The organism is Paraglaciecola sp., from assembly GCF_039964565.1.
Classification (GTDB): domain Bacteria; phylum Pseudomonadota; class Gammaproteobacteria; order Enterobacterales; family Alteromonadaceae; genus Paraglaciecola.
The window spans coordinates 15,894-41,245 of the sequence record NZ_JBDVXF010000022.1 but is presented as its reverse complement, the minus strand read 5'-3'; the positions used below and the strand labels follow the sequence as shown (position 1 = coordinate 41,245).

Sequence of the window (25,352 nt, the reverse complement as noted above, 5' to 3'; positions counted from 1 at the left end):
AGAAATCGTATTGCCGCAGGTCAACCCAAAACTACGTTTATCAAGGGTGCCTGCATGAGAGAAGAGTTTGAGTTAATGCATTGGGTCAAGCATCGGCTGTGGCACAATCACCGAGGGCGTTAGGATGGCAATAGTGTTTATCCACGAACCTAGACTGAAGACAGGTGTCATCGGTGACTGACGCGGGACGGAATAAGTAAGGTAGGCGCTGTTCACCGAAAGGTGAATAATCCACGGATATCAGCAAGACAACCGACGAATTTACTTGCTTCACTCGATGCGTTAACTCAATTTATTTGAGACAACTAAATAGGCTTACAAGATCAGGCAAGGTTGTTACGTTTTACTTGACGTGGGGAGTCATACCAACGCCATGGCGAGAGCCTGAATCTAATAATATCTTTCTCACATTATTAGCCATAGGCTCTTCCGTAATATTTGATAATGGCAGTAAGCTTTAATGACATCTCTCAAAAGTTAACTAAATTCACAGTGTCACTTCAAACAACAGAGATTATAAGCTGGTATATCTATTTCAAGTTAATTACTTAACCCTAACTCTAGTCTCATGTTAGGATTAATTAGAATTAATTAGAATTATAACTATTATGGAAAAATTGTTTCGACAAGAAGTCATCGATAAAAAAAAACACCAGCTAGAAGGAACTATTAGTTTAGTACAGCCACCTGTTTTCAAAACCTTAACCCTCCTTCTTTTCTTGGTAGTTATTATGAGTTTAGTTTTTCTCTCATTAGGTTCATATACACGAAAGGAAAAAGTAAACGGTGTATTGCAACCGAATACAGGACTTATTAAATTATCTGCTCCTCAATCAGGTATCATTGCTGAATTAATGGTGCAAGAAGGGCAATTAGTTAAGCAAAACCAACCTATTTTAAGAATAATTTCAGAAAAATATGGTGTCGAAGGATTTGAACTCAATCAGTCCCTCATTAATCAATTTAAGTTTCAATTAAATAGTTTGAAACAGCAACTTTCTCAACATCATATACAGAACAAATTGCAGGTTGAAGTTCTAAAACATAATCGTATTAATATTGAGAGAAGGTTAATTCAATTGGGAGTTCAAAGTGATATTTTTGCAGAGCGAATTGAAATTAATAATCAAATTGTTGATCAGATAACAACTTTGGCAGACACTGGGTACATTTCTGAGCTTGAATTAAAAAGACAAAAAGATGTATCTTTATCCTTAAAGCAACAGTCTTCATCAATTCAGTCAACTAAATTAGCCTTACATCTTCAAATAGAACAAATTAATAATCAACTGGTACAACTTCCCATAGAGCAGCAAGAAATCACTGCTCAGTTAGAAGCTCAAATTAAAAGTATCAAAGTCCAACTTGGTACAATTAAACAACAACGATTGGGGGAGTTAAGAGCCCCTGTTGAAGGTGTCGTTTCTGGACTTCTTGTTAAACTAGGAAAAAGCGTAACGAGTAATCAGAATTTAACTAGTATTTTACCGGCAGGTAGCTCTATGCAAGCGATTATCTATGTGCCTACAAAAGCATTTGGCTTTATAGAAATAGGGAAAAATACCCGCATTCGTTATCACGCCTTTCCTTATGAAAAATTTGGTATGTATAAGGGTAAAGTTACTGAAGTCAGCGCTAATGTCATCTTGCCCAACGAAACCGATACACCAGGTATTATTTCAGAACCTTCCTATCGGATTGTTATTGATTTAGATAATGACAGCATTATTGCTTACGGAAAAGAAATCCCATTAAGAGCAGGAATGAGGCTTGACGCTGATATAATTATTGAAGAGCGATCTTTAATACATTGGCTATTTGACCCAGTCTTCAGTATAGAAGGACGGTTATAATGACAACGAATGCAGCTAATATGGCTGATAAATTACAATTTTGGCATAAAAAAAAGCTCTCTGTCATTATCCAGTCTGAAGGCGCTGAATGTGGTTTGGCTTGTCTAGCCATGATTGCCGATTATCATGGTTACAAAACAGATCTGGTATCAATGCGCCAAAAGTTCAACCTTTCATTAGCGGGGGCAACCTTACATGATATAATGCAATTTTCTCAATCACTTCAGTTAACCTCCAGACCTTTGCGTATTGAACTTGATGATTTAGAAAATTTACAAACGCCTTGTATTTTACATTGGAATCTTAATCATTTTGTCGTTTTAAAATCAGCGAATGCCAAGTCTGTTGTTATCCACGATCCCGCATATGGTGAAAAACACCTTAAGATGTCAGAGGTCTCAGCTTTTTTCACTGGCATAGCATTGGAGTTAACACCTACAAATGAGTTTGAAAAAAAAGAAGCAAAACCTAGTCTAAAGTTTTCAGACTTCTGGAGTAAGATCACAGGACTAAAAAAATCATTGTTGCTGGTATTTACGTTGTCAATTATTCTACAGGTTTTCGTTCTAGCCAGCCCTTATTATATGCAGTTAGTGATAGACGATGTCATCTTAACGGGAGATACCTCCTTACTTACGGTGCTAGCGATGGGATTCTTTTTGGTTCTTTTATTTGAAATAGCAACTAACGCGTTAAGAGGGTTAACCTTACTGCATTTTGGTAATTTGATGAATATACAATTGGGAGCTAACCTGTTTCATCATCTAATCCGCTTACCGATGTCATATTTTGAGAAGCGCCATATGGGTGACATAGTTTCTCGATTTGGTTCACTGCAACCCATCAGACAACTGTTAACGACGGGCATAATAGAAACGATTATTGATGGTATTATGGCAATTGTCACTCTGGCGATGATATTTTTATATAGTGCTAAGTTGTCTATGGTGGTTTTGATTGCTGTTTGCCTTTATGCCATGGTTCGATTTTTTATGTATCACCCTTTTCGCAACATCAGTGAACAAGAATTAAGTGCCCGAGCTGAAGAAAATAGTAATTTTATGGAAACTGTACGAAGTATCCAAGCTATCAAGTTATTTAGCTCAGAATCCAAAAGAGAAGGACAATGGCAAAACCGATACGCCAAAGCTATTAATCAAAGTATACGCTTGGGTAATTACCAATTGAGTTTTGCAGCGGTAAATCGCTTACTATTTGGTTTAGAAAATATTATCGTTATATACCTAGCGGCAAACTTGGTTATTAGTGGCGGCTTTAGTACAGGTATGCTGTTCGCTTTTATGGCTTATAAGCAGCAGTTTATGGAAAAAATGGCACGCTTAATTGATAAACTGATTGAATTCAAAATGTTAGGTTTACATTTTGAACGTTTGGCGGATATTGCCCTAACCGTTAAAGAGCAGCTCCAGCCTGATAACTTTAAAAGACATGACATTAACGGTTCAATAACACTAAAGAATGTTTCTTTTTCCTATAGCGACGCAGCCCCTAACGTCATTACTGATTTGAACTTACACATTAAGGCGGGAGAGTCAGTTGCTATTACCGGCCCCTCAGGTTGTGGTAAATCAACGTTGCTGAAATTAATGTTAGGGCTAAATTCGCCTCAACAGGGTGAAATATTAATTGATGGTATTCCTCTAAATCAATTAGGAAATAATCAATATCGGCAGAAAATAGCCGCAGTTATGCAAAACGATGAATTATTATCAGGGTCGGTTACTGATAATATCGCATTTTTTGATACCTATATAGATATGGATAAAGTCATCAAATGTGCCGATTTGGCAGCCATACATAGAGATATCATTACTATGCCGATGGGGTATGACAGTTTAATAGGTGATATGGGTTCTAGTTTGTCTGGTGGACAAAAACAACGAGTTCTTCTCGCTAGAGCGTTGTATAAAAGTCCGAAAATTTTATTTATGGACGAAGCTACCAGTCATTTGGATACCGTACTTGAATTCGATATAAATGAAGCAATTCAACGATTAGATATCACTCGCGTTATTATTGCTCATCGAAAGGAAACCATTGCATCAGCGAACAGAGAGATTAAATTAGGGTTAAAAATTGCAGAAAGGCATGAAACAAAATCATCATTATTCGATGTATAGCAATGTATAATTATTTTTGTAATCATGATATTTACTAAAAAACCAATAAAAATGACCCGGGAAGGGGAAAAATGTCAAGTCAATCAGAATTGTCAAATTCAAAAAAAATTAAGATAGAAAAGCTGTTGAAAATTTTGTCTTTAACTGTCCAAAGCTCTTCAAATGATGTCAAAAATCTAGGCCTACTTACCGGACTTACTGGAGAGTTGTTGTTTTTATGGAAGATTAGTCAGCACGATAATAATTATGTTGATGAAAATATAATTATTGAAAAATTTCAATTTCTACAAAACAACTTATCTCTCGCTACATCAAACATTAACTTAAGTTTTGGATTAATTGGTTTAGGTTGGTTTCTTGAATATATAAATCAAGCTCAAACGGAAGATTATGACCCTGAGTTATGTGAGGATATTGACGCTATGTTATTAAAAGCAATGTCCATAGAATCTTGGGGGGGGGAAATAGAAATGGTTATGGGTTTGGCGGGGATGTCCGTTTATGGCGCGCGACGGCATTTAAAAAGCGACCTAACAGTTTTTTACGAAAAACTGATTAATCATTTTGAAAACATGGCAACTCAAGTAAGCGAAAATACAATTACTTGGCTGCAACCATCTTACTCAATATATCGTTTAGATAAGGAACATATTGAAAAGCCCGAATATAATTTTGGATTAGCTCATGGTGTTCCTGGGATTATTGCCGCCATAGTACCCGCCTTAAAAATACCATCTTTATATTCTCAAACGAAAAAAATGCTAATACAAAGTTGTGATTGGTTGCTTCAACAACAGTTAAACAAAGTAGATAAGCGAAGTTATTTTTCTTCATCTAGTAATAGCACACATTCTACCCGCTTGGCATGGTGTTATGGTGATTTGACTATTGCCCTAACATTGTATCGAGTTGGTAAAGCATTAAATCTACCAACATATATGGAAATAGGCATTAAAATTAGTTTACACGCATCTTGCAGAGATGAAATACAGGCTCTAGTTAATGATGCTGGCTTATGCCACGGAAGTGCCGGTTTGATGCTTATTTTTAAGCTTTTATACCAGGAAACTGGTTTAAAAGAATTCCAACAAGCTACTGTTAAGTGGCTGGATTACACTTTGGATCTTTTTGATAAAAAAGGCTTGCCAGGACTCTATAAAATGTCAGGTTATGATAAAAGCTATAGCGAAAGTACAGATTTTTTAGAAGGTTATGCAGGTATTGGCCTTTGCTTGTTAGCTACTCTTGATGGTGAAGCGGATTGGACTGATTGCTTGATGTTGTCGTAACATTCAAAGTTTAAGGAAGAACATGTTAAAAACAAGAATAAAAAACGAAGACTTTTTTGTTATTCGAACGCCACGAATGCCAGTGAATAACTTACTATCGTTAGACAGCAACAAAGAGAAAACTAGACAGTTGATAAGCCAATGGGTTGAGCTGCCGGAGGTTATAGAAGCTTTATATTTAGCAACGCCTTCATTGCTTGAGCGTATACATTATTGGCAAAAAAAACCAGATTCCAAAGAAGGAAGAAAATTTGAACAAACACTATTAAAATATATGATTAGAATGGGATCTCGTTCAACACCTTTCGGCTTATTTTCTGGTATTCACTGTGGGAAAATAACGTCACAAACTAACTTAGAAATCCACTATCTCGATAAAGATAGCCGTAAAACGCGTTTAGACATGTTCTACCTCTTCGCAATTAAGGAGCATTTATTGAGGACTGATATTCGTAATAGCAACTTAAAATACTACCCTAACCCTTCCCATTATTATGTTGCCAGACAGTACCGATATATTGAGGCCTACCAGTCAAATAAAACCCTTCAGTATAGATTAAGTGCGATTGAGGTGGATGAATATTTTTCTTTTTTGCTTGACAATACGAAAAATGGTTTAACCTTTAATACACTGCTTGATAATTTTTTGAATCACTATAAAGACGCAATACAAGAAGAAGTAGAAACCTATATACAACAATTTATCGAAGAGTCTGTATTAATAGCCGACATTCCGTTATCAGTTACAGGTAAATCGCCTGATAGCACTTTTTTAACGTCTTTAAATCGCATTGGTGAAGTATCGACGGCTAACCATTTAAACACAGTGCTCGATCATTTAAATAAGATGGATCAGCGAAAATCTGCTGAAGTGAAAGACTACAAATATGTTTTTGAACATCTGAATAAGTTGCCAATACAAGCCGAAGAAAGCAAATTGTTTCAAGCCGATATTTACCGAAGTTTTGAGCATTGTGAGCTGCATCAGGTAGAAGTGTCTAAGTTATTAAAACAATTACTTTTGCTGAAAGGGCTTAGTCACCAGGATTTTGAACCTTTCAGTGATTTTATGAGTAAGTTTAATGTCCGTTTTGAAGGACAATTTGTTCCTTTAAATAAGTTGCTTGATGATGAGACGGGGATCAGCTTTTCTCATGAGACCGGATATGAAGCGCCTCTGTTAGCGGGTCTGAATTTAACAAGACAACGTATCCAGAGGAATAATACGCCGAGAGTATCAATGCTAGATACTATAGTTACGCAGGCCATAACAGCACCAGAAAACAGAAATAAACAAATTATTCACTTAACTAGCAAGGAACTTAATAAGCATTTAGGTGCTCGATCATTGGATGTCGATCTACCAGCATCTTTTGCTTCAATAATCTCCCTCTATCAGGATAAAAATCAAAACCGTATCATTAAGTTTAATGGTTGTTATGGCCCTTCTGTAGCTAATCTGTTAGGCCGATTTTGTCACTTACATAGTGAGTTGGAGGACAATATAAAAGAACATTTGCTTAAAGAAGAGCAGCATTCACCAGATGTTATATTTGCTGAAATTGTTCATATACCCGAAGGTCGACCAGGCAATGTGATTGCTAGACCTTATCTGAGAAAATATGAAATTATTTTTATGGCAGATTCAGACCTTAACCATGAGTACCAGATCCCGATAAGTGACTTATATGTTTGGATTGAGCAACAGCAGATAAAACTTTGGTCAAAGCGATTGCAAAAGCAAATTGTACCTAGATTATCATCAGCACATAACTACACATCACGTAGCCTTAGCGTGTATAAATTTTTAAGTATGCTTCAAAGGCAATCTGGAACGCCTCCTGAGTTTTCTTTACCTGCAAGTCAAGCACTAACAAGCTTTATTCCTCGCATAATGTTAGATAATTTAATTCTCTCAGAAAAAATGTGGCGTATACCTCGTGAAGAACTTGAAGAACTAATCAAACAATCTGAAATTGACTATGTCAAATTAAGAGTATTGCAAGAAAAGTATGAGTTAGACAATATAGTTTCACTTGCCGCTAATGATAACGTATTGCAGCTCAATCTTCGAAACCCTCAGATGTTAGATATTTTATTATCTGAAACTAAAGGGCAACGTCTGGTTGAATTAAAAGAGGTACTAGTAGCGCAATACCAAACACCTGTTAAATCACTTAAAGACGAGTGGTACACCAATGAGCTAATAATTCCTTTCTTTAACACTGACGCTAAATCGCACCAAACTTTTAAAGATAACCCTCAAAGAGATATTGAAGCGATCCAGATAAAACGTCGATTTTCTCCTGGATCAGAATGGTTAAGCTTAAAAATCTATTCAGGAAATGGTTCGGTTGAAACTGCTTTAGCCGAAAAAATTTTCCCGCTAATTGAATCATCAATAGCTTACTTTAATAAATGGTTTTTCATTCGTTATGGTGATCCAGACTGGCATTTAAGGCTACGTTTTAATGGTGAATTTAGTCAGTTATATGGAAGTTTATTACCAAAACTAAGTCAACTGTTTGACCCAATGTTAGAAAATGGCGAAATTCATAAAATTGATATATTTACCTATGAGCGAGAAATTGAGCGTTATGGAGGGGCAGCTTCAATCGACCTGGTAGAATCATTATTTATGGCTGATAGCCAGCTTGTAGCTAGGACGTCTCAGTTAATACAGGAATATGGTGAAGATATTCGCTGGCGAATCACTTTGCTAGTCACTGATAAGTTATTAGATTTGTTTGAATATACTGCTGCAGAAAAATTGGAGTTAATTTCTCAACTAAGGGCAGATTTTGGCATCGAATTTAATGAAAGCGGCACGTTAAGAAAACAACTCGGTATTCGCTATAGAAATGTTGAAAGTATAATCAAAGATGATTTTAATAAAATAGATTCAACGACTGAAAATGAAATCTCTGAAAGTCAGCAAGCCATATTTTCATTGATTAAAAAATGGCAAGAGGAAGCTAGAACATATGCGCAAGCAATACATAAAATGTATCTGGGTGACATTGGACTTAATTGCTCACGGGATTCTTTGCTAGGGTCTTTATTACATATGCATAATAATCGCATGTTCAAGGCATATGGCAGAGAACAGGAATTAGTAATGCATGATTTTTTAAGAAGAGTGTATTTTTCAAAAGGTAAAATCATTAATTAATGATTTTTTAATCACTCTTAGTATGGCCAAGGCAGTAACAAACCAAAGTTAGAGAATTGTGAACTGAAAATAGAATAGTTTTGAGTGTTACAGAAAAGGATAAGTTATTTATTAAAAACTGTTTTTGCAAAAACATAACCTGCTCGAATTTTCGACAAAAAAACTTTGTGTTTTATTTACTTTTAACCAGCTTGTATGTAGTGTAATCACGTTTCTTCATCAAGAAGAAACACCGAACCAATTAAATAATTAAGGATGAATAGAATGAAATTGACATTAAATAAGAAAAAAATTAAAAATTTATCAAAAGACGCCAGCGTATTACCGTCAGATATGACGCCGCAAGTTGGCGGTGGATGGGCAACAGCTCAAACGAAATGTTTTGATACTCGCCTGTGCGAGTCTTGGGATTGTGCGCCAGATCCTGGTGCCACAGATGTTAGTTGTGCTAATTGCAATTCTGGTGCAACCTGCATTCCTACGACGCCCTGCTAGACTTATATCTAATTCATAGAGGTCATTCAAGTTTACGATCTCAAAGTCCAATTTTTTCAGTATGTAGTGGTCAAGTCTTATTGGCCACAGTTTTATTGTAAAGCCAGTGTCTATTTTCCTGCTCGTTTGGGGTTAAACCATCATCGTACTAATTACATTTACCAAGCCATTTACCAAGCAAAGCCATTTACCAAGCCACCCATGTTTACATTTACCAAGCTGACATTTACCATGACATTTACCAAGCCACCCATGTTAAATATTTACCAAGCCACCCATGTTAAATACCAAGCCACCCATGTTAAATAAATGCCAGTAGGAGCCGCGGTTTTTGATGCAGTATTGGTGAATTACCTCGTTTGGTTTTGGCTAGTGAGCAATGTGATGGCTGTCAAAAGTGTATTAGACTGTTTTGGCGTTTTTCAGACACAACTATCCCGTATTCTGTGTAGGTTTCTTTAGTTTACGCGCAGCGTAACAAAGTTTTAGCTTTCCCCATGCCTCGTATACGTTGATGACCAGTATGGCGTTTGAAGTGGTTCATCATGATTTCTGTTCCTGCGGCGTAGCAGAAGTGTTTTTCAAACTCAGTGGCGAGGGTGAGCCATTGTTCATCTGATAGTCCTAAGCGTTGCAGTATAGGCTGGGTGTGATGGTCAATGTGACCAGCTTTGTCGTCTCTTATTATGCGGCCTGTGGTGTCGACTAATTCGCAGTAACCTTTGAGTGAATAAGCGATGCCTTTAGGCATGTCTTGTCTGGCATTGCCCACAAAGGGCATCAGTGTGGCTGTAGCTGTGTTTTGTTTTATCGATGTAATGCGTTGCTGAATACTAGTATGGGTTGATGTGTCGGGAGTCGTGGCTAGCTTGGCGCGAATAGGGTTTAAATCCACGTAAGCCATGCAGGCGAGTAAAGCTGCTTCGTCTAATAGAGCTTGAGATTTAAACCTTCCTTCCCAAAATCTGCCTGTGCAGTCATCTTCTTTATTGGCTTCTCTGGCAATGTATTCATTCAAATTACGCATGAGCCAGCTGATGTCGTATAAGCGTTGTCGATATTCAGCAATGGTGTCATCTAAAGTTATTAACTGCCCCTGGCTTAAAGTATCTCCCTTTACAAACATCTGAGTGAGTAAGGTCCCTTTGTGTAGACGATGCCAGCGCTCTATTACTTCACTGTCACTCCAAGCCTGCGCTTGTTTCATATCCACATGTAACACCACATGCACATGATTACTCATCACTGCATAGGCACAAATGTCGATAGCAAACACCGAACCCAAAAACAACAAACGCTCTTGCACCCAAGCCCGACGATGCTCATAACTTTGACCTGAATAACTATCAACACCACACAAAAATGAGCGCCGTACACAGCGTGAAACACAATGATAGTAAGGGGTATCCGATAAACTGATTTGAGACTTACGAGGCTGAGGCATGACATCATTCCTTTGATTGATTTGCTAATCAAAAGCCTAGCTTGTCTTCATTTTTAGTCAATTTTTCACCCAGCCAGCTGCTGCGTGATTATGATTTCTGCCCATCTCCGACGTACTCGGCCACTAAAACTTTGGCAGACTTTTTGCCGACTTTTGACGGAGAGCGCAGCTATGGAGCACTCAGAGTGGGCTCTGTTGGATTTTGGATTGGACTTGTGACTATTTGGCTATCAACACTCTGCCCCTGCCTAGGATATTTCTCAAAAATATGCATAAAAACATCGCTACACGTTTTTGGCCATAATCATCATTTGATTCAGCTAAGTTATCTAAGACTTCCTCAATCATATTTTAGCCTTGGCTTTCGAACGTTGCTTCTTAGACCAATCTGTAACCAGAATATCCTGCATTTTTTCAGTCAACTCTTTGGCTATTTTTTTAACGCGATGACATTCTTTTTCAGATAATGGCGCAGTTTGATACATTCAGTCATCAACGGCGAGTTCTTCTTCAGACAATCCTTCGCTTAGATTCTCTGTTTGCGAAATGCACCTGCGGTTAAGCCCTGCATTTTTTTAAAGAATCGACTGAAATAAGCAGGATCGCTAAAGCCCAGCCCCTCCGCTATTTCTTCCACGCTTTGTTTGGTGTAAATCAAACGACGTTTGGCTTCAATAAGCAATCTTTGATGGATAATGGCTTTGGGAGAGTCGTTTAACAAGGTTTGACATAGGCGATTCAGTTTGGAGATGGAGATATGCAGGTGCTGAGCATAGTCTTTAACCGCTAAATGTTGTTGATAGTGTTGTTCGATCAGCGCCCTAAATTTTAGCAATATGTCTGATTCCCGACTGTCGTTACTCAGTGTCATGGCTTGCAAACGTTGTTGCCGTAATACTGTGACTAAGATCAATTGTACTAGGTGATTAACCGCTAGATTCTGCGCTACTTCATCGGCTGTTAGTTCATGTTTAAGTAGCTTAATGTAGCTGCAAAAGCGTTGTATTTGTTGAGGATTTTTAAATTCTAGCGCTTGGGGTTTCCACACCAATGCGGATAACTCACTTGTATTGGTGTCGCTCTGGCCAGCTAATAATGAATCATTTAGAGATAAAACAAAACCTTGGGTGTTTGACGCAAAATGAAAACCATGGACTACTCCTGCGGGTATCAATACCAACCAATTTCCTTGCAACTCATAATGTTTATCGTCTAAATCAACCGTCCATTGACCGTCAAATACGGCAATGATTTGCGATAACCTACTGTGCCTATGGGGAGCTATTTCCCAGCCAAGTCCCCGGCTTCTAGTAGCAATATCTTCCACGTGTGCAACATTTGGCTCTTGGCGAATAAAGGCTTCACCATAAAGGTCGTAAAAGGGAATGCTGTTATCTGTCATAGGTTACTCATCGCAATATTATTTTCAGCAATTATCAATATGACGCAAAAGTACAATAACCTAGCGCGTATGTGAATTCCTAATTGCTGTTTAATTAGCCATGATGAGTAAAACAGATAATGAGTTGGACTAAAGATGCAATCAATCAAAACTAAAGTCGCCATCATTGGTGCCGGGCCATCGGGTTTGTTACTGGGTCAATTACTGGCTAAACAAGGCATTGAGAATGTGATCATTGAACGTGTATCGGCCGACTATGTGCTTGGTCGTATTCGAGCGGGCATATTAGAGCAAGGTTTGGTTGATTTGTTGCGTGAAGCCGATGTGAGCAAACGCATGGACACCGAAGGTCATATACATGACGGATTTGCCATTAGTTTTTACGGTAAAGCTTACCGCCTCGACTTAAATAAACTCACCGAGGGTAAAACGGTGATGTGTTACGGCCAAACTGAGGTGACTCGCGACTTAATGGCTGCGCGTGCTGCGAAAAAGTTGAACACTTACTACAGTTCAAGCAATGTGGTGCTAAATGATATCGAAAGCGACACTCCCTCAGTAACCTTTGAACAAGATGGTGTCACATACCAACTTGAATGTGATTATATTGCAGGTTGTGATGGTTTTCATGGGGTGTCGCGTAAGAGTATTCCCGAAGAAAAACGTACTGAGTTTGAACGGGTTTATCCCTTTGGTTGGCTGGGCATATTAAGTGACACCCCACCTGTAGATGATGAATTGATTTACTGCAAAACTGAACGTGGTTTTGCACTAGCCAGTATGCGTTCGTCAACGCGATCTCGTTATTATTTACAAGTGCCATTATCCGATAAGGTTGAAGATTGGAGCGACCAACGGTTTTGGGATGAGCTTAAAAATCGCTTGCCACAAGAGTCTGCTAAGACTTTAGTCACCGGCCCTAGTATTGAAAAAAGCATTGCACCACTGCGTAGCTTTGTCTGTGAACCAATGCAATTAGGTAAATTGTTTTTAGTGGGTGATGCCGCGCATATTGTGCCTCCAACGGGTGCCAAAGGTTTAAACCTTGCCGCTTCTGACGTGGCTATTTTGTTTCGTTTGTTATGCAAAGAATATAAAGAAAGCCAACCCAACGCGACTCAAAGATACTCTGAATTAGCTTTAAGCCGCGTTTGGCAGGCTGAACGTTTTTCTTGGTGGATGAGCAATATGTTGCATGACTTTAAAGATGACACAGGAGAAGCGAATAATATGGATCAAAAAACCTTTGAACGCTTTATGAAATCTGAACTGGACTTTTTCCTGAGCCATGAGGAAGGTCAAAAAATCATTGCAATGCAATATGTGGGCTTACCTTATCCACAAATTTAAATGACGCAGCACCGTTATTTAATCACTTTACATGACGGTTCTAGCTGATTCTTTATCGAATAACTCTGAGTAGGCCAAGGTAGCGTGAGCGTGCTCTTTCATCAGGGCTTCAGCACGAGCACCTTGACCATTTATCAAAGCATGATATACGGAATGATGCTGCGTATGAGCATAAAACAAACGTCGGTATTCTTGCTGCATTTGTTTGGGGTTAAAGGCCAATGCGCTAACAGACGCAAAAGGCAAATGCTCGCTTAGCGCTAAGGCCGCACTAATCGCACTGTTGCCACTGGCAGTAATAATTAAGGCATGAAAATGCATATTCATTTCATGATATTTTTCTACATCTTGTTCTGCTAACACACCATTTTCAAATAACTGGTCACCCGCCAGCAAACAAGCCTGTATTTCCTCTTTAGTGCTTTCACTCAGCCCTGCTTCTGCCGCTTGTCTTGCCGCTAAACCTTCAAGTACGCCTCGCACTTCCACCGAGTCTACTATTTGAGCCTGGGTGACGTTCCTCACCTGATAACCGCGGCGAGGCAACTTTTCAAGCAAACCTTCTTGAGCCAGTGCACGAAAAGCTATGCGCACTGGGGTGCGCGAAATACCTAAACGTTCCGCAGTGGGAATTTCAGCCAAACGTTCGCCAGCTGTAAATTCCCCTGAAATAATCATATCGCGCAAAATTTTAATGACTGATTGCCCGTCACGAACCATGTTTTAGCCTCATTATTTTAAGTGCAATGCAGTCTAATAAAATCTGCAGGAATCAGTGTATTGGATCCAGTTAAAAAAAACAGTATTAACCAATAAGTTGAATCTTCCGTTAATAGTGAGCAAAAACACCTTAAAAATCCGTTATTTAATTTATCACCTCAGCATATTGGATCCAATAATAGCAATATAGACTTGAAATCCAACCTAAAAACACTATTATTGGATCCAAAGTTAACCAATTGTAAAAGTTATGACTCAACAAATTTTCCCCCTAAATACTTGGTATGTGGCCTGCACACCTGACGAAGTACAAGATCAACCTTTCGCTCGTAAAATTTGTAATATTCCCTTAGTTTTATTTCGTAATCAGGATAACGAAATTAAAGCCCTTGAAGATTTTTGCCCCCACAGAGGGGCAGCATTGTCATTGGGTAAGGTTGAAAACGGTCAGTTAGTCTGTGGCTATCATGGATTGCGTATGGGCGATAAAGGAAAGGTTGAGTCAATGCCTAACCAACGAGTCCAGGGTTTTCCCTGTATTAAAGCTTACGCAGCAGTTGAACGCTATGGTTTTGTGTGGATATGGCCGGGCGACCAGACACTGGCAGACAGCAGTTTAATTCCCGAACTAGAATGGGCAATCAACAAAGATTGGGCCTATGGTGGAGGGTTGTTTCATATTAATTGTGACTATCGTTTGATGGTGGATAATCTGATGGATCTCACCCACGAAACCTATGTACATGCCTCAAGCATTGGCCAAAAAGAAATAGACGAAGCGCCCGTTTCCACCAAAATGGAGGGCAACCAAGTGGTGACGAGTCGCTTTATGGATGGCGTGTATGCACCGCCTTTTTGGCAAAACGCCCTACGCGCTAATGACTTGGCCGATGACGTAAAAGTCGACCGCTGGCAAATCTGCCGTTTTGATTTACCTAGCCATATTATGATTGAAGTAGGTGTGGCCCACGCAGGTTTAGGCGGTTATCACGCCCCGCAAGCAGTCAAAGCCAGCAGTATAGTAGTCGATTTTATTACTCCGGAAAGCGACACATCAATTTGGTATTTCTGGGGTATGGCGCGCAACTTTAAGCCCCACGATCAAAACCTAACGGATTCTATTCGTGAAGGTCAGGGGGTGATTTTCTCTGAAGATTTAGAAGTATTAGAAAAACAGCAGCAAAATCTGCTGCTCTATCCTGATCGCAAAGTGCTGAAGCTAGATATTGATGCAGGCGGCGTAAAGGCGCGGCGTCTAATTGAGCGGGCCATGAAACAGGAACAAAGTCTGACTGCTAAAACTACCTAATACAAAAAGTATTAGGTAATTAAAAAAAAAGGATACGGGCTATCTCAGCCCCAGAGCATCAAACGGTAGTAAACTGCCGAAAGCCACAACACATTTATTCTATGTATATAGGCTCCATCAATATATCGAGGTAATTAATGATACAAATACAGTGGAACAGTTCACGAAATACTTGAGCAACAACTTACCATCAGATTTTAAGATAGTTAAAATCAGATTAATCCACTATCAATCCACACAAAGATATAACATGCTATTAACATCAATAATTAACCATAACTGTTCAAGTGTTTCTACCTAATTACAACATTACCTTTTGTAACCAGTCGTTTAAATTGTGTAATGCGTAATAAAGGATATTGACGCTTAGCAAAAAATATCTGGATAAATTTATATGACGACTAATCTAGCTGATGTAGACCCTACAAATAAACAAGCTTCTGCTAAACATGGCATTATTCTTATACTGGCAGCAATCATGCCACCCATGGCTATTATTACTCTAATTCCTATTTTACCCTTATTGATGAAAGAATTCTCTGAGGTGCAAGGTTCGGCATTTTTAGTCCCAATTGCCCTGACGGTCCCAGCCCTGTGTGTAGCCTTATTTTCGCCGCTAGCTGGCTGGATTTCAGATAAGATGGGTAGAAAACCAGTATTGATATCAGCACTTTTGATTTATGCGATTATTGGTTTAGTACCTTATTTTTTAACCAACCTAACTCAAATTATTGCTGCGAGAGTTGTATTGGGAATCGCGGAAGCAGCCATAATGACGGTAGCGACCGCGCTGATTGCAGACTATTTCAAAGGAAAAGAGCGGCAGCGTTGGGTATCTATCCAAATTGCTTGTGTGAGTTTAAGCGCAATTGTATTGATTGCTATAGGTGGGCTGCTAGGTGAGTTTTTTGGCTCACGGGGGCCGTTCTTACTTTATCTGGTTGCCATTCCAATCGCACTATGTGCTGCTTTTATCCTTTATGAACCAATAAAAAGTCATGAGAAAGTCAGTTTAGATGCGCCAAAAGTACCTTGGGCGCGTGTTTTACCCTTACTGTTTATTACACTTTTTGTGGGTGTTATCTTCTACACTATTATGGTTAAACTAGGAGCAATTTTAGCGTTAGCAAGTGAAGTATCACCTGCAATAATTGGTGGAATAGGGGCAGCAGCGAACATTGGCATGGCTTTAGGTTCAATGGCATTTGGTAAATTTAAAGGAGCTTCTGGCCCTAGATTGATTAGTATCGGTTTAACATTATCTGCCATTGGTTATATCGGTGCCGCTTTCTCGACAGCGCTAATATTCACCAGCATAGCCATCTTTATAGCGTCCTTCGGTTTTGGCATGTTATTACCTACCATGCTGAACTGGATACTCAGCGTACTCCCCAGAAATGTCTTAGGACGTGGAACTGGCCTTTGGACTGGCGCATTTTTCTTAGGGCAATTTACCGCGCCTATCATAGCTACCGCCTTGCAAAGCCAAGTAGGCGGGCTCGAAAACGTGTTAGTACTTTATGCAGGTTTATCAATTATCGGTGTGGTGATGGCTTTAACTAAAATAAAAGGTGCTAAAGGATTGGTTAATCACTAACCCTAGAGTTTAAGACGACAGGCAAATAGCACACATCCATGATGACATAATTAATGTAGTGACTGTGCACCCCGTTAATGGGGATTTGCCTGACACGATGTCCAACTAACGGTATCAGAATGAATAGTTCTGCCATAAGCGCCTTACGTCTTTGTTAGGATCATTCATTACCTTAGACTTGATATTGAATTGCATTGTCGCTCGATTGAGCTGACTATATGAGGGCCAGTCGGCGCTATCTGTTTTCGCAAAATGTAACCATTGGGTCTGCATGAAGTGAGTCAGAGAATCAGGCGGCTGTGTACCTACAAAATTTTTTGCTTCTTGACTATCAAGGGTGTTAAAGGTAAACGGAACATCAACAAAATGTGCCGCCCCCAAACGTCCATTGTAAGCAGGTGACCTCCATGCAAAATTATATTTCCACACCGGATTACCTTTAAGCGCTAACCGCTCGGCAATATGTAATGCTGGCATGCGGAAAGTATAGTCAGACTGTGCCTGTGCATAGATATCACCTAACGAAACATCGCCAGCTTTACCGTAAACATCAGACGCTGCGCTACCAAGGTTTAAATCTTTCAGAAACAAAGATAACTCATCTTCTGTAATCCTATCAATTGTGCCACCTGGCACCAAATATAAACGTGATTCTTGATCTGTACTTCCCACGATAACCGGTATAGATGCATCGCCGTTACTCACTAAATCAGCCATAGGCGATATTTGAATAACATCACCATCAATAACCGGAAGAAAAGCCGTACCGCCCCATGACAACATCCCCCATTGCGTGCGATCTGTTATGGCATTGCCCATATCAACTACGCCAGCAACAAGTTGTGACAAGGGAATGTTAGAAATACCTGCCATTGTGGCTTTTACATGATGTTGCTTCGCAAACGCAGTAGTTACTTGAGTCGCTTGCGTTCTGGTCATCGCTTGCATTGGCGGGCTTTGCATAATGGCTTTATGATATAGGCCGCTGGCTTTGGGGCTACCAAGCAAAATTGCTACACTACCCGCTCCGGCTGATTGCCCAAACAAGGTTACCTGTCCAGGGTCACCTCCAAAATCTTGAATGTTATCTCTCACCCATCGCAAAGCGAGTATTTGATCAAGAATCCCCCTATTATCGGGGGCACCTTTGAGGTGCATAAACCCATCGACCCCAACCCGATAATTGACTGTTACCACCACCACGCCTTGCTCTGCAAAACGACGCCCATCGTATACTTGCTCAGCTGCATCTTCGCGAATAAACGCCCCTCCAGGTATCCAGACCATAACAGGCACTTTATTGTCTGCTTGCATCGCAGATAGTGGCGCCCATACATTAACGGTAAGATCCCCTGCACGACCGACTAATTCCACTTTTGTACCCCGCCCCGGCTGAGGGACAGGAGGTGTAATGTCAGTCGCATCCAAGGTTTCTTCCCAAGGTTCTATTGCCATAGGCGCCTGAAAACGTCGCTTGTTGGTAAAAGGGTTTTTAGCGTAGGGCACGCCATAGAAAATCCCCACCTTGTTAACGAGCTTCCCCTTTATTTGTCCTAGTTTAGTCTCTGCGATTAGTGAATTGTTAGCTTTCATAATCGAACCTGCCAATGTATTTGAACAAAATAGAATGAGAACGATAAATATACTTTTAATAAAAATGTGTTTCATAGATGCTCCATGGACTGTTGGCGGATATAACAGCTGACAAGTAGGTTAGAACGTTCTGAACAACTATATTGAAAGTATGCCTGAATTAGAACTACGGATCGGTAAATGATTGAATAAAAACTGGTCGCAATATGTAATTCACGTCCCGATAAAATTATGACAAAACAGACATCTTTATCTTAGGATCGAACTCCAGTGCGAAGGTGGCAACACTACCACCAACATAACGTCTGAAATGACTAAACCACTTCGGGTGTTTTTTAAAAATCCTAACTGTTATTGCAACAGTCAGGATGACGGGCGGTTAACTACTGCACTAACCTAGATACTTGATCCAATCGCCCTGCCAATGGATCATTTTTTATCACTACTCCTTGGCCATTAAACTCAATCAGCTTTTCATCATTGGGTTTGAATTGCGGAAAACGAGTTTTCTCGAGCGATGGGTTACCCGCTTTGGCAAAATTCACCCAAGCCTCATGCATCACCTCGGATAGCTGTTTGTCTGCCTCGCTAAAAGCATCTGCGTAACGTGCCTCTCCTGTACCAAAGACAAAAGGGATTTCACTAGCATGGTAAGCACCATCTACTTTGCCTTCTAAACTGGTAGGTACATAAGTAAAGCGATAAAACCAGGTTGCTTGTCCTTTGGCACTCGTTTGCCGCGCGATAAAACGAGCGGGCTCTAAAAAGCTTCGGTCACCAAAGATCATTGAGCCTAAAAACGCCCTATCCAACTGCTCATCTTTCATTGGCACAAAAGGTTGATAAGCCGCTAAAAATGTTTCTTGGTTTGTCGCTTCCGCTAAGGTCCTCTTCGCTATCATGGCGGCGCCAATGGCATTAAAATCCTTAAGAAAACCCCACTCGAAGTCATTGCTACCAATAAAAATTGGGATAGCCACTTGATGGCCGGCCTTAAAGCCGGTTTCGTCATCTTCAACTACCACCTTGCCATCGATAATGGGTCCACTGTATGTAGGTGCATTCATAGTAGCCATGTTTAAATCACTGAGTACTTTTTCGGCTGGTAACGCTCGTAACTCCGCAAGCGCACTTTGCCCTTCGCTTTCGATCCCCACACTTTTAGCGAAAATTACTCCAACTTGTTCAGCAGAAGGTTTCCCCTCTTTATTCGTCTTATCTAGATAAACCACTGAGCCAATGGAATTACTTCGACCACCGCCAGATTGCATAATCGCTTTATGAAACAGTCCCTTTGCTTGTGGCGAAAGCATCATTACGTTTACCGAACGTCCACCAGCAGACTCGCCAAATAAGGTTACGTTATTTTCATCCCCGCCAAATTGCTTAATATTACTTTTTACCCACTTAAGGGCCGCAATTTGATCCATAAAACCATAATTACCTAATGGCGAATCAGGATTTTCTGCACTTAGTGCTGGATGTGCAAAAAAGCCAAAGCGACCTAGTCGATAATTCAAACTAACAAACACAACGCCCGATTCAGCAAACTTTTGACCGTTATAAACTGCGGGAGACGCGCCACCATTTACAAAACCACCGCCATGGATCCACACCATAACTGGGAGTTTCGTATCACCCTGTGTTTTGGGGGTCCACACATTTAAATACAAACAGTCTTCATTTACCGGCTCACCTAGTGGTGCCGCGTCACCGGGAAAAGGGATTTGCAAACAATCGTTACTAAAATGTGTGGCATCTCTAGTATCCTGCCAAGTACTGACTGCTTGTGGCGGTTGCCAACGTAACTCTGCAACAGGTGCTTGTGCATAAGGAATGCCTAAAAACGCAGTTATTGGCTGTGCCTTAGTACCCACTAATTTACCTTTAATCAAACCGGATTCGGTCCGTACAACCAGTGGATCGGCTATAACCACACCTGTTTCCTTAGCGTCACAGGCTAATAAGCCAAAGATTAAACACAGTGAAATAACCAAGCGCTTTGCATTTTGATACAACATGTTATGTTCTCCAACAAGACTGTCCATAGATAAAGAGGTACTGATAAAGCATAAATCACCTTAGCTGCACCCGATTTGTTACATTTTAATTGAATAGCAATATCTACCTATTCTCTAAACAAGTTATGGCTTAACCTTGATAGTTTCTTTCAGGGTAAATTGAGCATTTTGCAAGATCTCCCGTGACGACTTGCCAATTCTGATAACATATTCCCCAGCCTCAGCTAACCAAACACCTTGTTGTTTCGAAAAGGATGTTAGATCCCGAGCATTGAGTTCAAATTGTATAAGCTCAGATTCACCAGGCTGCAGTAATTGGGTTTTAGCGAAAGCCCGCAATTCACTCTCAGGCTTAACTAACTCACTTTGCGGCGCTGAAACATAGAGTTGTACAACTTCTTTGCCTGCTAACTTACCGGTATTTTTTACCCTAACTTTGGCAATCACCTTATCTGTGAATACAGTGTTATCCAGCGTAATATCGGAATAACCAAAGTCGCTATAAGACAGTCCAAAACCAAAAGAAAACGCGACCTCTTTGTTTTGGGTATTAAAATACCGATATCCCACCCAAATGCCATCATCGTAAGTCACTTCTGCAGGAACAGTTTGGGTAAAACCCGACGGCTTAATGTTAGGGTCAAGAACGGTGCCGGGAAATGCCTTGGCTGCGGGATAATCTTTTAAGTCAACGGGCCAAGTATCGGTCAATTTTCCCGATGGATTAGTTTTACCCATTAAAATATCCACAATGGCATTGCCGGCTTCTTGTCCGGGTTGATGAGCAAGTAAAATGGCGTCGACTTTATCTTGCCAACTAGCAGTTTCAATTACACCGCCAACATTTAAAATAACAATGACAGGTTTACCTTGCTGGTGAAAAGCCTCTGATACTAACCCTAACATCTGGGTTTCTTGCTCGGTCAAATAGAAGTCAGCTTCAGGGCGATCGATAAACTCCCCTGAACTGCGCCCTAAGGTAACGACAGCAGCATTATAGTGTTTGGCAGACGCTTTGAGGCGCTCAGGATCAAGCTTAAATTCGATTAATGCAGGCTTAGGCATAAAAGCCGCTAATGGGTTGGTTGAAACAGGTCGCTTGGCATTTTCTCTTTCGATATGAGCTTTATAGGCACTTGCAAGGCCAGTTTGAGATTTAACTCCTGCGTGTTGCAGTCCCTCTTCTAATGATACGACATAGGCTTCGTTCACGTCACCACTGCCGGTTCCACCTATAAGCACATCAAAAGAATGATTGCCATACAAGGCCAACGACATGCTACTTTTAAACGGTAGTACTTCACCTTTATTTTTGAGTAATACCATACCTTCTGCAGCGGCAGTTTTAGCCAATTGAGCATGCTTGTTCAAATTGGGAGCATTACTATATTCATACTGACTAAAAGTAGGACTGGCCAATACAAGTTGAAGTATATTTCTCACATTACGATCTAGTATTTTTTCGTCTAAGGCTCCGCTTTTAATGGCTCCAATGATCATGCCTTCTTGATGGTCCATACCCGGCATTAACAAATCGTTACCCGCTTGCATTTGTAACGTAGCATCTTTGCCGCCAAACCAATCGGTCATCACTACACCGTTAAACCCCCATTGATTCCGCAATACTTGAGTTAAAAGGCGAGAACTTTCAGACGTATACTCCCCATTTATTTTGTTGTACGACGACATCACCGTCCAAGGATGGCTTTCTTTGATGGCAATTTCAAAACCCCGTAAGTAGATTTCTCGCAATGCACGCTCATCCACTTTTACGTTAATAGAATTACGGTTCCATTCGTGATTATTCGCCACAAAATGTTTGATTGACGTGCCTACACCTTTGGATTGCACGCCATTTACCATGGCTGCCGCCATCTTGCCGCTCAGTAAAGGGTCTTCTGAGTAATATTCAAAATTTCTGCCACCCAAGGCGAAACGATGAATGTTCAGCGCTGGTGCTAACAGTATATCCACCCCGTACTCTTTTGCTTCATCGCCGACGGCTTGGCCAATTTGCTTGACCAGCTCTGTGTTCCAAGACGAGCTGAGTGAATTGGCTATGGGAAAAGCGGTGGCGAAGTAAGATTTATCCTTATCACCTTCACGATGTGGCGCAATCCTTAGTCCAGCCGGACCGTCAGCTAAGACTATTGATGGAATGCCTAAGCGAGGTATAGCAAAGGTTGTACCTGCAGCTCCTGGCACCTTATCTTTAGTCTGACCAACATTTGGACCACCATCGCCCAAATCCATGCCAGTACCACGGATCAGTTTGACTTTTTCCTGCAAACTCAAAGCTTGTATAACCTCATCTAATGAGTCAACTCCAAGAGTGACTGCCGACACAGCCGTAGCAGGTATTATTGTCAAGAAAGTAGCAACAAATAATGGAAAGAAAACAGGGCGCAGCCCTGTCATTTCAGAGAGATTTAAACGCATATTTTTTATCATTTCACTTATCCATGCAGGTTTTATTTCTGCATATAACTCATTAAGTTAATCAATTATCTTGGTGACCTTAAAAATAAAGCCCGTAAAGTGAATTACGCGCCATGTTTTTAATTTAAATTCTTAGAACTCCAAACCAAAACGCACACCCGCGGTACGAGGATCGGTGATATTTACTGTACCATCGACAAAGCCCGGAACAGGGGAATAACTGGCGTTTGCGATTGTCACTTCATCTTCAATGTTTTTAACAAAGGCTTGTACATACCAATCACCTTCTGATGAACGATAAGTCACTGAAACATCAGTTTTAGTAAATGAAGGTTGCACGAAATTCTGCGTTGTTCCAACGGCTAAAATGGAATACTCATCACTATAGCGAGTAGACAAATCAAATGTGACCTCAGCGCCACTTTCCAGATCAAATATATGTTGATAGCCAATTATCGCGGTATATTCTGGCGAGCGATTTAATTTTTCACCTTTTAAGTTTGTTGTTAAGTCGACTTGGTAGTCGGTATACTCAGCATCTAACCAAGTTAATGCGATATTCAATTTATCACTTGCTGTGATGTAATAACGTGCCTCTATTTCAAGCCCATTTATATCGGCCGCCCCAGCATTTGTGGTCACTTGACATGTACCGCCACAAATATCCGATAAATTACTTAGCTGCATATTTTTATAGTCGTAATTAAATAGATTAATAAAGGTACGTAAACCATTATCTAAATCCATTTTTAAACCAATTTCATAAGCCGTAATGGTTTCGGGTTCATAATAAAGGGCAGACTCTAGAATCGGATTGAAACAATCTGGGGTGCCTTCAATACAGCCATCGTTAAATCCACCCGCTTTGTAACCGGTGGATACTATGGTATACAACAGAACATCATCATTAATGTCATAATCTAATCCTACTTTCCAGGTTGTTTCACTGTACTCAACTTCTGCGTTATTTAACGAATCAGGAATAGGGTTGGTTTCAGGATCAAAAGTAAAATCTAAAGGCTCATCTAGTGTGAAATGGTTAATCGCCGCACCAACACGAGATTTTTCATCGTCTGTGTATCTTGCGCCCAAGGTTAATCTTAAATTGGTATCTAAATTAAATGTACCTTGGCCAAATATGGCCAGTGATTCAGATATGACCGGACCTTGAGGGAACCCAAACACTGCCCCATCTGCACCTGGCTCGCCAAAGATCAAGTATTCAATATATGACTCTTCTTCAAAAGCATAAATGCCCCCCTGTAAATTCATCGAATCGTTCACATAGGTAAAGCGTAATTCATTGGAAGTTTGTTCGTAGTCACCGGTAAACCTTTGTGGACCCGCTATATCGATAATACCAAAAGGTAAAACTAGCCCCCCATCATAGGTTTGGATGCTCTTATCTCTGCGCTCAAACTCTCGATATGAGCCAAGGTACGTCATGGTCAGCTCACTATTAATCGCCCAGTTAAGCTCAGTCATGACGCCCCAAGTCGAACCTCCGTAATCAGCTTGTTGTGTGTCTACCCAACCAATGGTTCTTAGCTCGTCAGAGCTTTTCTGGTTTCCGCTATAAACAGGTCCATTCGCAGGTATGGTAGATGGGTCTAATACATCGAAGAAATTAGACAATTTAACTGTATTACGCCCAGTACCATCTAATCTTGAATAATCACCTCTGACCAAAACGTTAATATCGTCGTTCAGTTCAAACAAACCACTTAGACGGGCCGATAAAGCATCTTTTCCTGAACCAAGTTCGAATGGCGAGTCAGGGTTTTTATTTAAATAAGTATCGCGTTTATCCCAATTTACCGCAGCACGGAGCGCAGCCATATCGGATATGGGCAGATTAATCGTTGCTGTAGCTTGTCGTCGTGCAAAATCTCCGATCGCTCCATCAAACGAACCATACATTTCATCTAAAGTAGGTTTAGCCGAGATAACATTGACAATACCAGCCGTGGCATTACGGCCATATAGTGTCCCCTGGGGGCCCCTTAATATTTCAATTTGATCTAGATCGAAGAATGCAATTTCTTGTGCTTGCGAACGTGCGATATAAACTCCGTCCTGTAGAAAAGAAGCAGAAGGATCGCCTTTTTCAGTATTATCGGTACTTGAAACGCCACGAATGGTTATCTGCAAACCGTTAGAACCGGCTCGGTCAATTGAAATGTTAGGAGCAAGATCTTGCAAGTTAGTCGGATCGCTAATACCTGCATCGGTCAATGCTTTTGAAGACAAAGCGGTCACCGCGGCAGCAGTATTTGCTAGGTCTTTACCTGTGCGGGTTGAGGAGACGATTATAACTTCAACATCTTCACGTGTATTTGATTGCGCTTGTTGAGCGTAAGACATCGGAGTAAAGACAATAAAAGAAGCGCAAGCGCTTGAAATAACGGTACTTAACAGTGTTTTTTTATAGTTTTTCATACATCTTCCCAGTAGTTATTCTTTCACACAAAAATCAACTCTATCAATGACTAAGTGCGAACAGATTAGCGGTGAATCAGTTGATGAA

At 40.3% G+C, this 25,352-nt stretch carries 18 protein-coding genes; 8 read left to right on the top strand and 10 right to left on the bottom strand.

Annotated elements, in window-relative coordinates:
- Window positions 1-85: 85 nt before the first annotated feature.
- The gene (locus ABJK37_RS09370) at window positions 86-274 is read right to left on the bottom strand and encodes a hypothetical protein (protein ID WP_348352390.1); all 189 of its coding nucleotides are present in this window, start codon (window positions 272-274) and stop codon (window positions 86-88) included.
- A 334-nt stretch (window positions 275-608) separates the two neighbouring features.
- On the opposite strand from ABJK37_RS09370, the gene ABJK37_RS09365 reads away from it, so the two are divergent.
- The 5 genes from ABJK37_RS09365 to ABJK37_RS09345 all read left to right on the top strand — a co-directional run bounded on the left by ABJK37_RS09365 (window position 609) and on the right by ABJK37_RS09345 (window position 8,950).
- Window positions 609-1,853, top strand: a complete 1,245-nt coding sequence (locus ABJK37_RS09365) for an HlyD family efflux transporter periplasmic adaptor subunit (protein WP_348352388.1) — start codon at window positions 609-611, stop codon at window positions 1,851-1,853.
- The gene (locus ABJK37_RS09360; protein ID WP_348352386.1) at window positions 1,853-3,994 is read left to right on the top strand and encodes a peptidase domain-containing ABC transporter; all 2,142 of its coding nucleotides are present in this window, start codon (window positions 1,853-1,855) and stop codon (window positions 3,992-3,994) included. Before ABJK37_RS09365 ends, ABJK37_RS09360 begins: the two co-directional genes overlap by 1 nt.
- 71 nt (window positions 3,995-4,065) lie before the next feature.
- Complete coding sequence (locus tag ABJK37_RS09355; protein WP_348352384.1) at window positions 4,066-5,283, top strand: lanthionine synthetase C family protein; 1,218 nt, start codon at window positions 4,066-4,068, stop codon at window positions 5,281-5,283.
- A 22-nt stretch (window positions 5,284-5,305) separates the two neighbouring features.
- Window positions 5,306-8,455 (top strand): lantibiotic dehydratase, encoded by a 3,150-nt coding sequence (locus ABJK37_RS09350; protein ID WP_348352382.1) that lies wholly within the window; start codon window positions 5,306-5,308, stop codon window positions 8,453-8,455.
- A gap of 264 nt (window positions 8,456-8,719) precedes the next feature.
- Complete coding sequence (locus ABJK37_RS09345) at window positions 8,720-8,950, top strand: hypothetical protein (protein ID WP_348352380.1); 231 nt, start codon at window positions 8,720-8,722, stop codon at window positions 8,948-8,950.
- Between the two features lie 463 nt (window positions 8,951-9,413).
- Here the strand turns inward: ABJK37_RS09345 and ABJK37_RS09340 are convergent, their stop codons facing one another.
- The 4 genes from ABJK37_RS09340 to ABJK37_RS09325 all read right to left on the bottom strand — a co-directional run bounded on the left by ABJK37_RS09340 (window position 9,414) and on the right by ABJK37_RS09325 (window position 11,796).
- Entirely contained in the window at window positions 9,414-10,394 is a 981-nt protein-coding gene (locus ABJK37_RS09340) for a transposase (RefSeq protein WP_348352378.1), read from the bottom strand.
- Between the two features lie 219 nt (window positions 10,395-10,613).
- Entirely contained in the window at window positions 10,614-10,742 is a 129-nt protein-coding gene (locus ABJK37_RS09335; protein WP_348352376.1) for a hypothetical protein, read from the bottom strand.
- Window positions 10,739-10,879 carry a hypothetical protein gene (locus ABJK37_RS09330; protein WP_348352374.1) on the bottom strand — a complete coding sequence of 47 codons (141 nt, stop codon included), beginning with the start codon at window positions 10,877-10,879 and terminating at the stop codon, window positions 10,739-10,741. Before ABJK37_RS09330 ends, ABJK37_RS09335 begins: the two co-directional genes overlap by 4 nt.
- A 41-nt stretch (window positions 10,880-10,920) precedes the next feature.
- The gene (locus ABJK37_RS09325) at window positions 10,921-11,796 is read right to left on the bottom strand and encodes a helix-turn-helix domain-containing protein (protein ID WP_348352372.1); all 876 of its coding nucleotides are present in this window, start codon (window positions 11,794-11,796) and stop codon (window positions 10,921-10,923) included.
- Between the two features lie 135 nt (window positions 11,797-11,931).
- Here ABJK37_RS09325 and pobA point away from each other — a divergent pair, with 135 nt between their 5' ends.
- Window positions 11,932-13,146, top strand: a complete 1,215-nt coding sequence (gene pobA, locus ABJK37_RS09320; RefSeq protein ID WP_348352370.1) for a 4-hydroxybenzoate 3-monooxygenase — start codon at window positions 11,932-11,934, stop codon at window positions 13,144-13,146.
- A gap of 27 nt (window positions 13,147-13,173) precedes the next feature.
- Here pobA and ABJK37_RS09315 read toward each other — a convergent pair whose 3' ends face one another.
- Window positions 13,174-13,866 carry a GntR family transcriptional regulator gene (locus ABJK37_RS09315; RefSeq protein WP_348352368.1) on the bottom strand — a complete coding sequence of 231 codons (693 nt, stop codon included), beginning with the start codon at window positions 13,864-13,866 and terminating at the stop codon, window positions 13,174-13,176.
- 250 nt (window positions 13,867-14,116) lie between these two features.
- Here ABJK37_RS09315 and ABJK37_RS09310 point away from each other — a divergent pair, with 250 nt between their 5' ends.
- Together ABJK37_RS09310 and ABJK37_RS09305 are read left to right on the top strand one after the other, a co-directional pair.
- Window positions 14,117-15,175: an aromatic ring-hydroxylating dioxygenase subunit alpha gene (locus tag ABJK37_RS09310; protein WP_348352366.1), complete on the top strand. Its 1,059-nt coding sequence runs from the start codon at window positions 14,117-14,119 to the stop codon at window positions 15,173-15,175.
- A 394-nt stretch (window positions 15,176-15,569) separates the two neighbouring features.
- Window positions 15,570-16,772, top strand: a complete 1,203-nt coding sequence (locus ABJK37_RS09305) for an MFS transporter (protein WP_348352364.1) — start codon at window positions 15,570-15,572, stop codon at window positions 16,770-16,772.
- Between the two features lie 114 nt (window positions 16,773-16,886).
- Here the strand turns inward: ABJK37_RS09305 and ABJK37_RS09300 are convergent, their stop codons facing one another.
- From ABJK37_RS09300 to ABJK37_RS09285, 4 genes are all read right to left on the bottom strand, one after another.
- A complete protein-coding gene (locus ABJK37_RS09300; protein ID WP_348352362.1) occupies window positions 16,887-18,365 on the bottom strand; it encodes a carboxylesterase family protein in 1,479 nt (492 codons plus the stop codon).
- 383 nt (window positions 18,366-18,748) lie between these two features.
- On the bottom strand, window positions 18,749-20,386 hold the full coding sequence (locus ABJK37_RS09295; RefSeq protein WP_348352360.1) for a carboxylesterase family protein: 1,638 nt from the start codon (window positions 20,384-20,386) through the stop codon (window positions 18,749-18,751).
- A 123-nt stretch (window positions 20,387-20,509) separates the two neighbouring features.
- Window positions 20,510-22,837: a glycoside hydrolase family 3 C-terminal domain-containing protein gene (locus ABJK37_RS09290; RefSeq protein WP_348352358.1), complete on the bottom strand. Its 2,328-nt coding sequence runs from the start codon at window positions 22,835-22,837 to the stop codon at window positions 20,510-20,512.
- Between the two features lie 120 nt (window positions 22,838-22,957).
- Complete coding sequence (locus ABJK37_RS09285; RefSeq protein WP_348352357.1) at window positions 22,958-25,264, bottom strand: TonB-dependent receptor; 2,307 nt, start codon at window positions 25,262-25,264, stop codon at window positions 22,958-22,960.
- Window positions 25,265-25,352 lie beyond the last annotated feature (88 nt).

Excerpts from the sequence above, each read along its gene's own strand:
- ABJK37_RS09305 (WP_348352364.1), top strand. The coding sequence starts at position 15,570 with ATGACGACTAATCTAGCTGATGTAGACCCTACAAATAAACAAGCTTCT.
- pobA (WP_348352370.1), top strand. The coding sequence starts at position 11,932 with ATGCAATCAATCAAAACTAAAGTCGCCATCATTGGTGCCGGGCCATCG.
- ABJK37_RS09355 (WP_348352384.1), top strand. The coding sequence starts at position 4,066 with ATGTCAAGTCAATCAGAATTGTCAAATTCAAAAAAAATTAAGATAGAA.
- ABJK37_RS09365 (WP_348352388.1), top strand. The coding sequence starts at position 609 with ATGGAAAAATTGTTTCGACAAGAAGTCATCGATAAAAAAAAACACCAG.
- ABJK37_RS09310 (WP_348352366.1), top strand. The coding sequence starts at position 14,117 with ATGACTCAACAAATTTTCCCCCTAAATACTTGGTATGTGGCCTGCACA.
- ABJK37_RS09300 (WP_348352362.1), bottom strand. The coding sequence starts at position 18,365 with ATGAAAGCTAACAATTCACTAATCGCAGAGACTAAACTAGGACAAATA.
- ABJK37_RS09290 (WP_348352358.1), bottom strand. The coding sequence starts at position 22,837 with ATGATAAAAAATATGCGTTTAAATCTCTCTGAAATGACAGGGCTGCGC.
- ABJK37_RS09295 (WP_348352360.1), bottom strand. The coding sequence starts at position 20,386 with ATGTTGTATCAAAATGCAAAGCGCTTGGTTATTTCACTGTGTTTAATC.
- ABJK37_RS09345 (WP_348352380.1), top strand. The coding sequence starts at position 8,720 with ATGAAATTGACATTAAATAAGAAAAAAATTAAAAATTTATCAAAAGAC.
- ABJK37_RS09360 (WP_348352386.1), top strand. The coding sequence starts at position 1,853 with ATGACAACGAATGCAGCTAATATGGCTGATAAATTACAATTTTGGCAT.
- ABJK37_RS09350 (WP_348352382.1), top strand. The coding sequence starts at position 5,306 with ATGTTAAAAACAAGAATAAAAAACGAAGACTTTTTTGTTATTCGAACG.
- ABJK37_RS09325 (WP_348352372.1), bottom strand. The coding sequence starts at position 11,796 with ATGACAGATAACAGCATTCCCTTTTACGACCTTTATGGTGAAGCCTTT.
- ABJK37_RS09315 (WP_348352368.1), bottom strand. The coding sequence starts at position 13,866 with ATGGTTCGTGACGGGCAATCAGTCATTAAAATTTTGCGCGATATGATT.
- ABJK37_RS09335 (WP_348352376.1), bottom strand. The coding sequence starts at position 10,742 with ATGATTGAGGAAGTCTTAGATAACTTAGCTGAATCAAATGATGATTAT.
- ABJK37_RS09330 (WP_348352374.1), bottom strand. The coding sequence starts at position 10,879 with ATGTATCAAACTGCGCCATTATCTGAAAAAGAATGTCATCGCGTTAAA.
- ABJK37_RS09340 (WP_348352378.1), bottom strand. The coding sequence starts at position 10,394 with ATGCCTCAGCCTCGTAAGTCTCAAATCAGTTTATCGGATACCCCTTAC.
- ABJK37_RS09285 (WP_348352357.1), bottom strand. The coding sequence starts at position 25,264 with ATGAAAAACTATAAAAAAACACTGTTAAGTACCGTTATTTCAAGCGCT.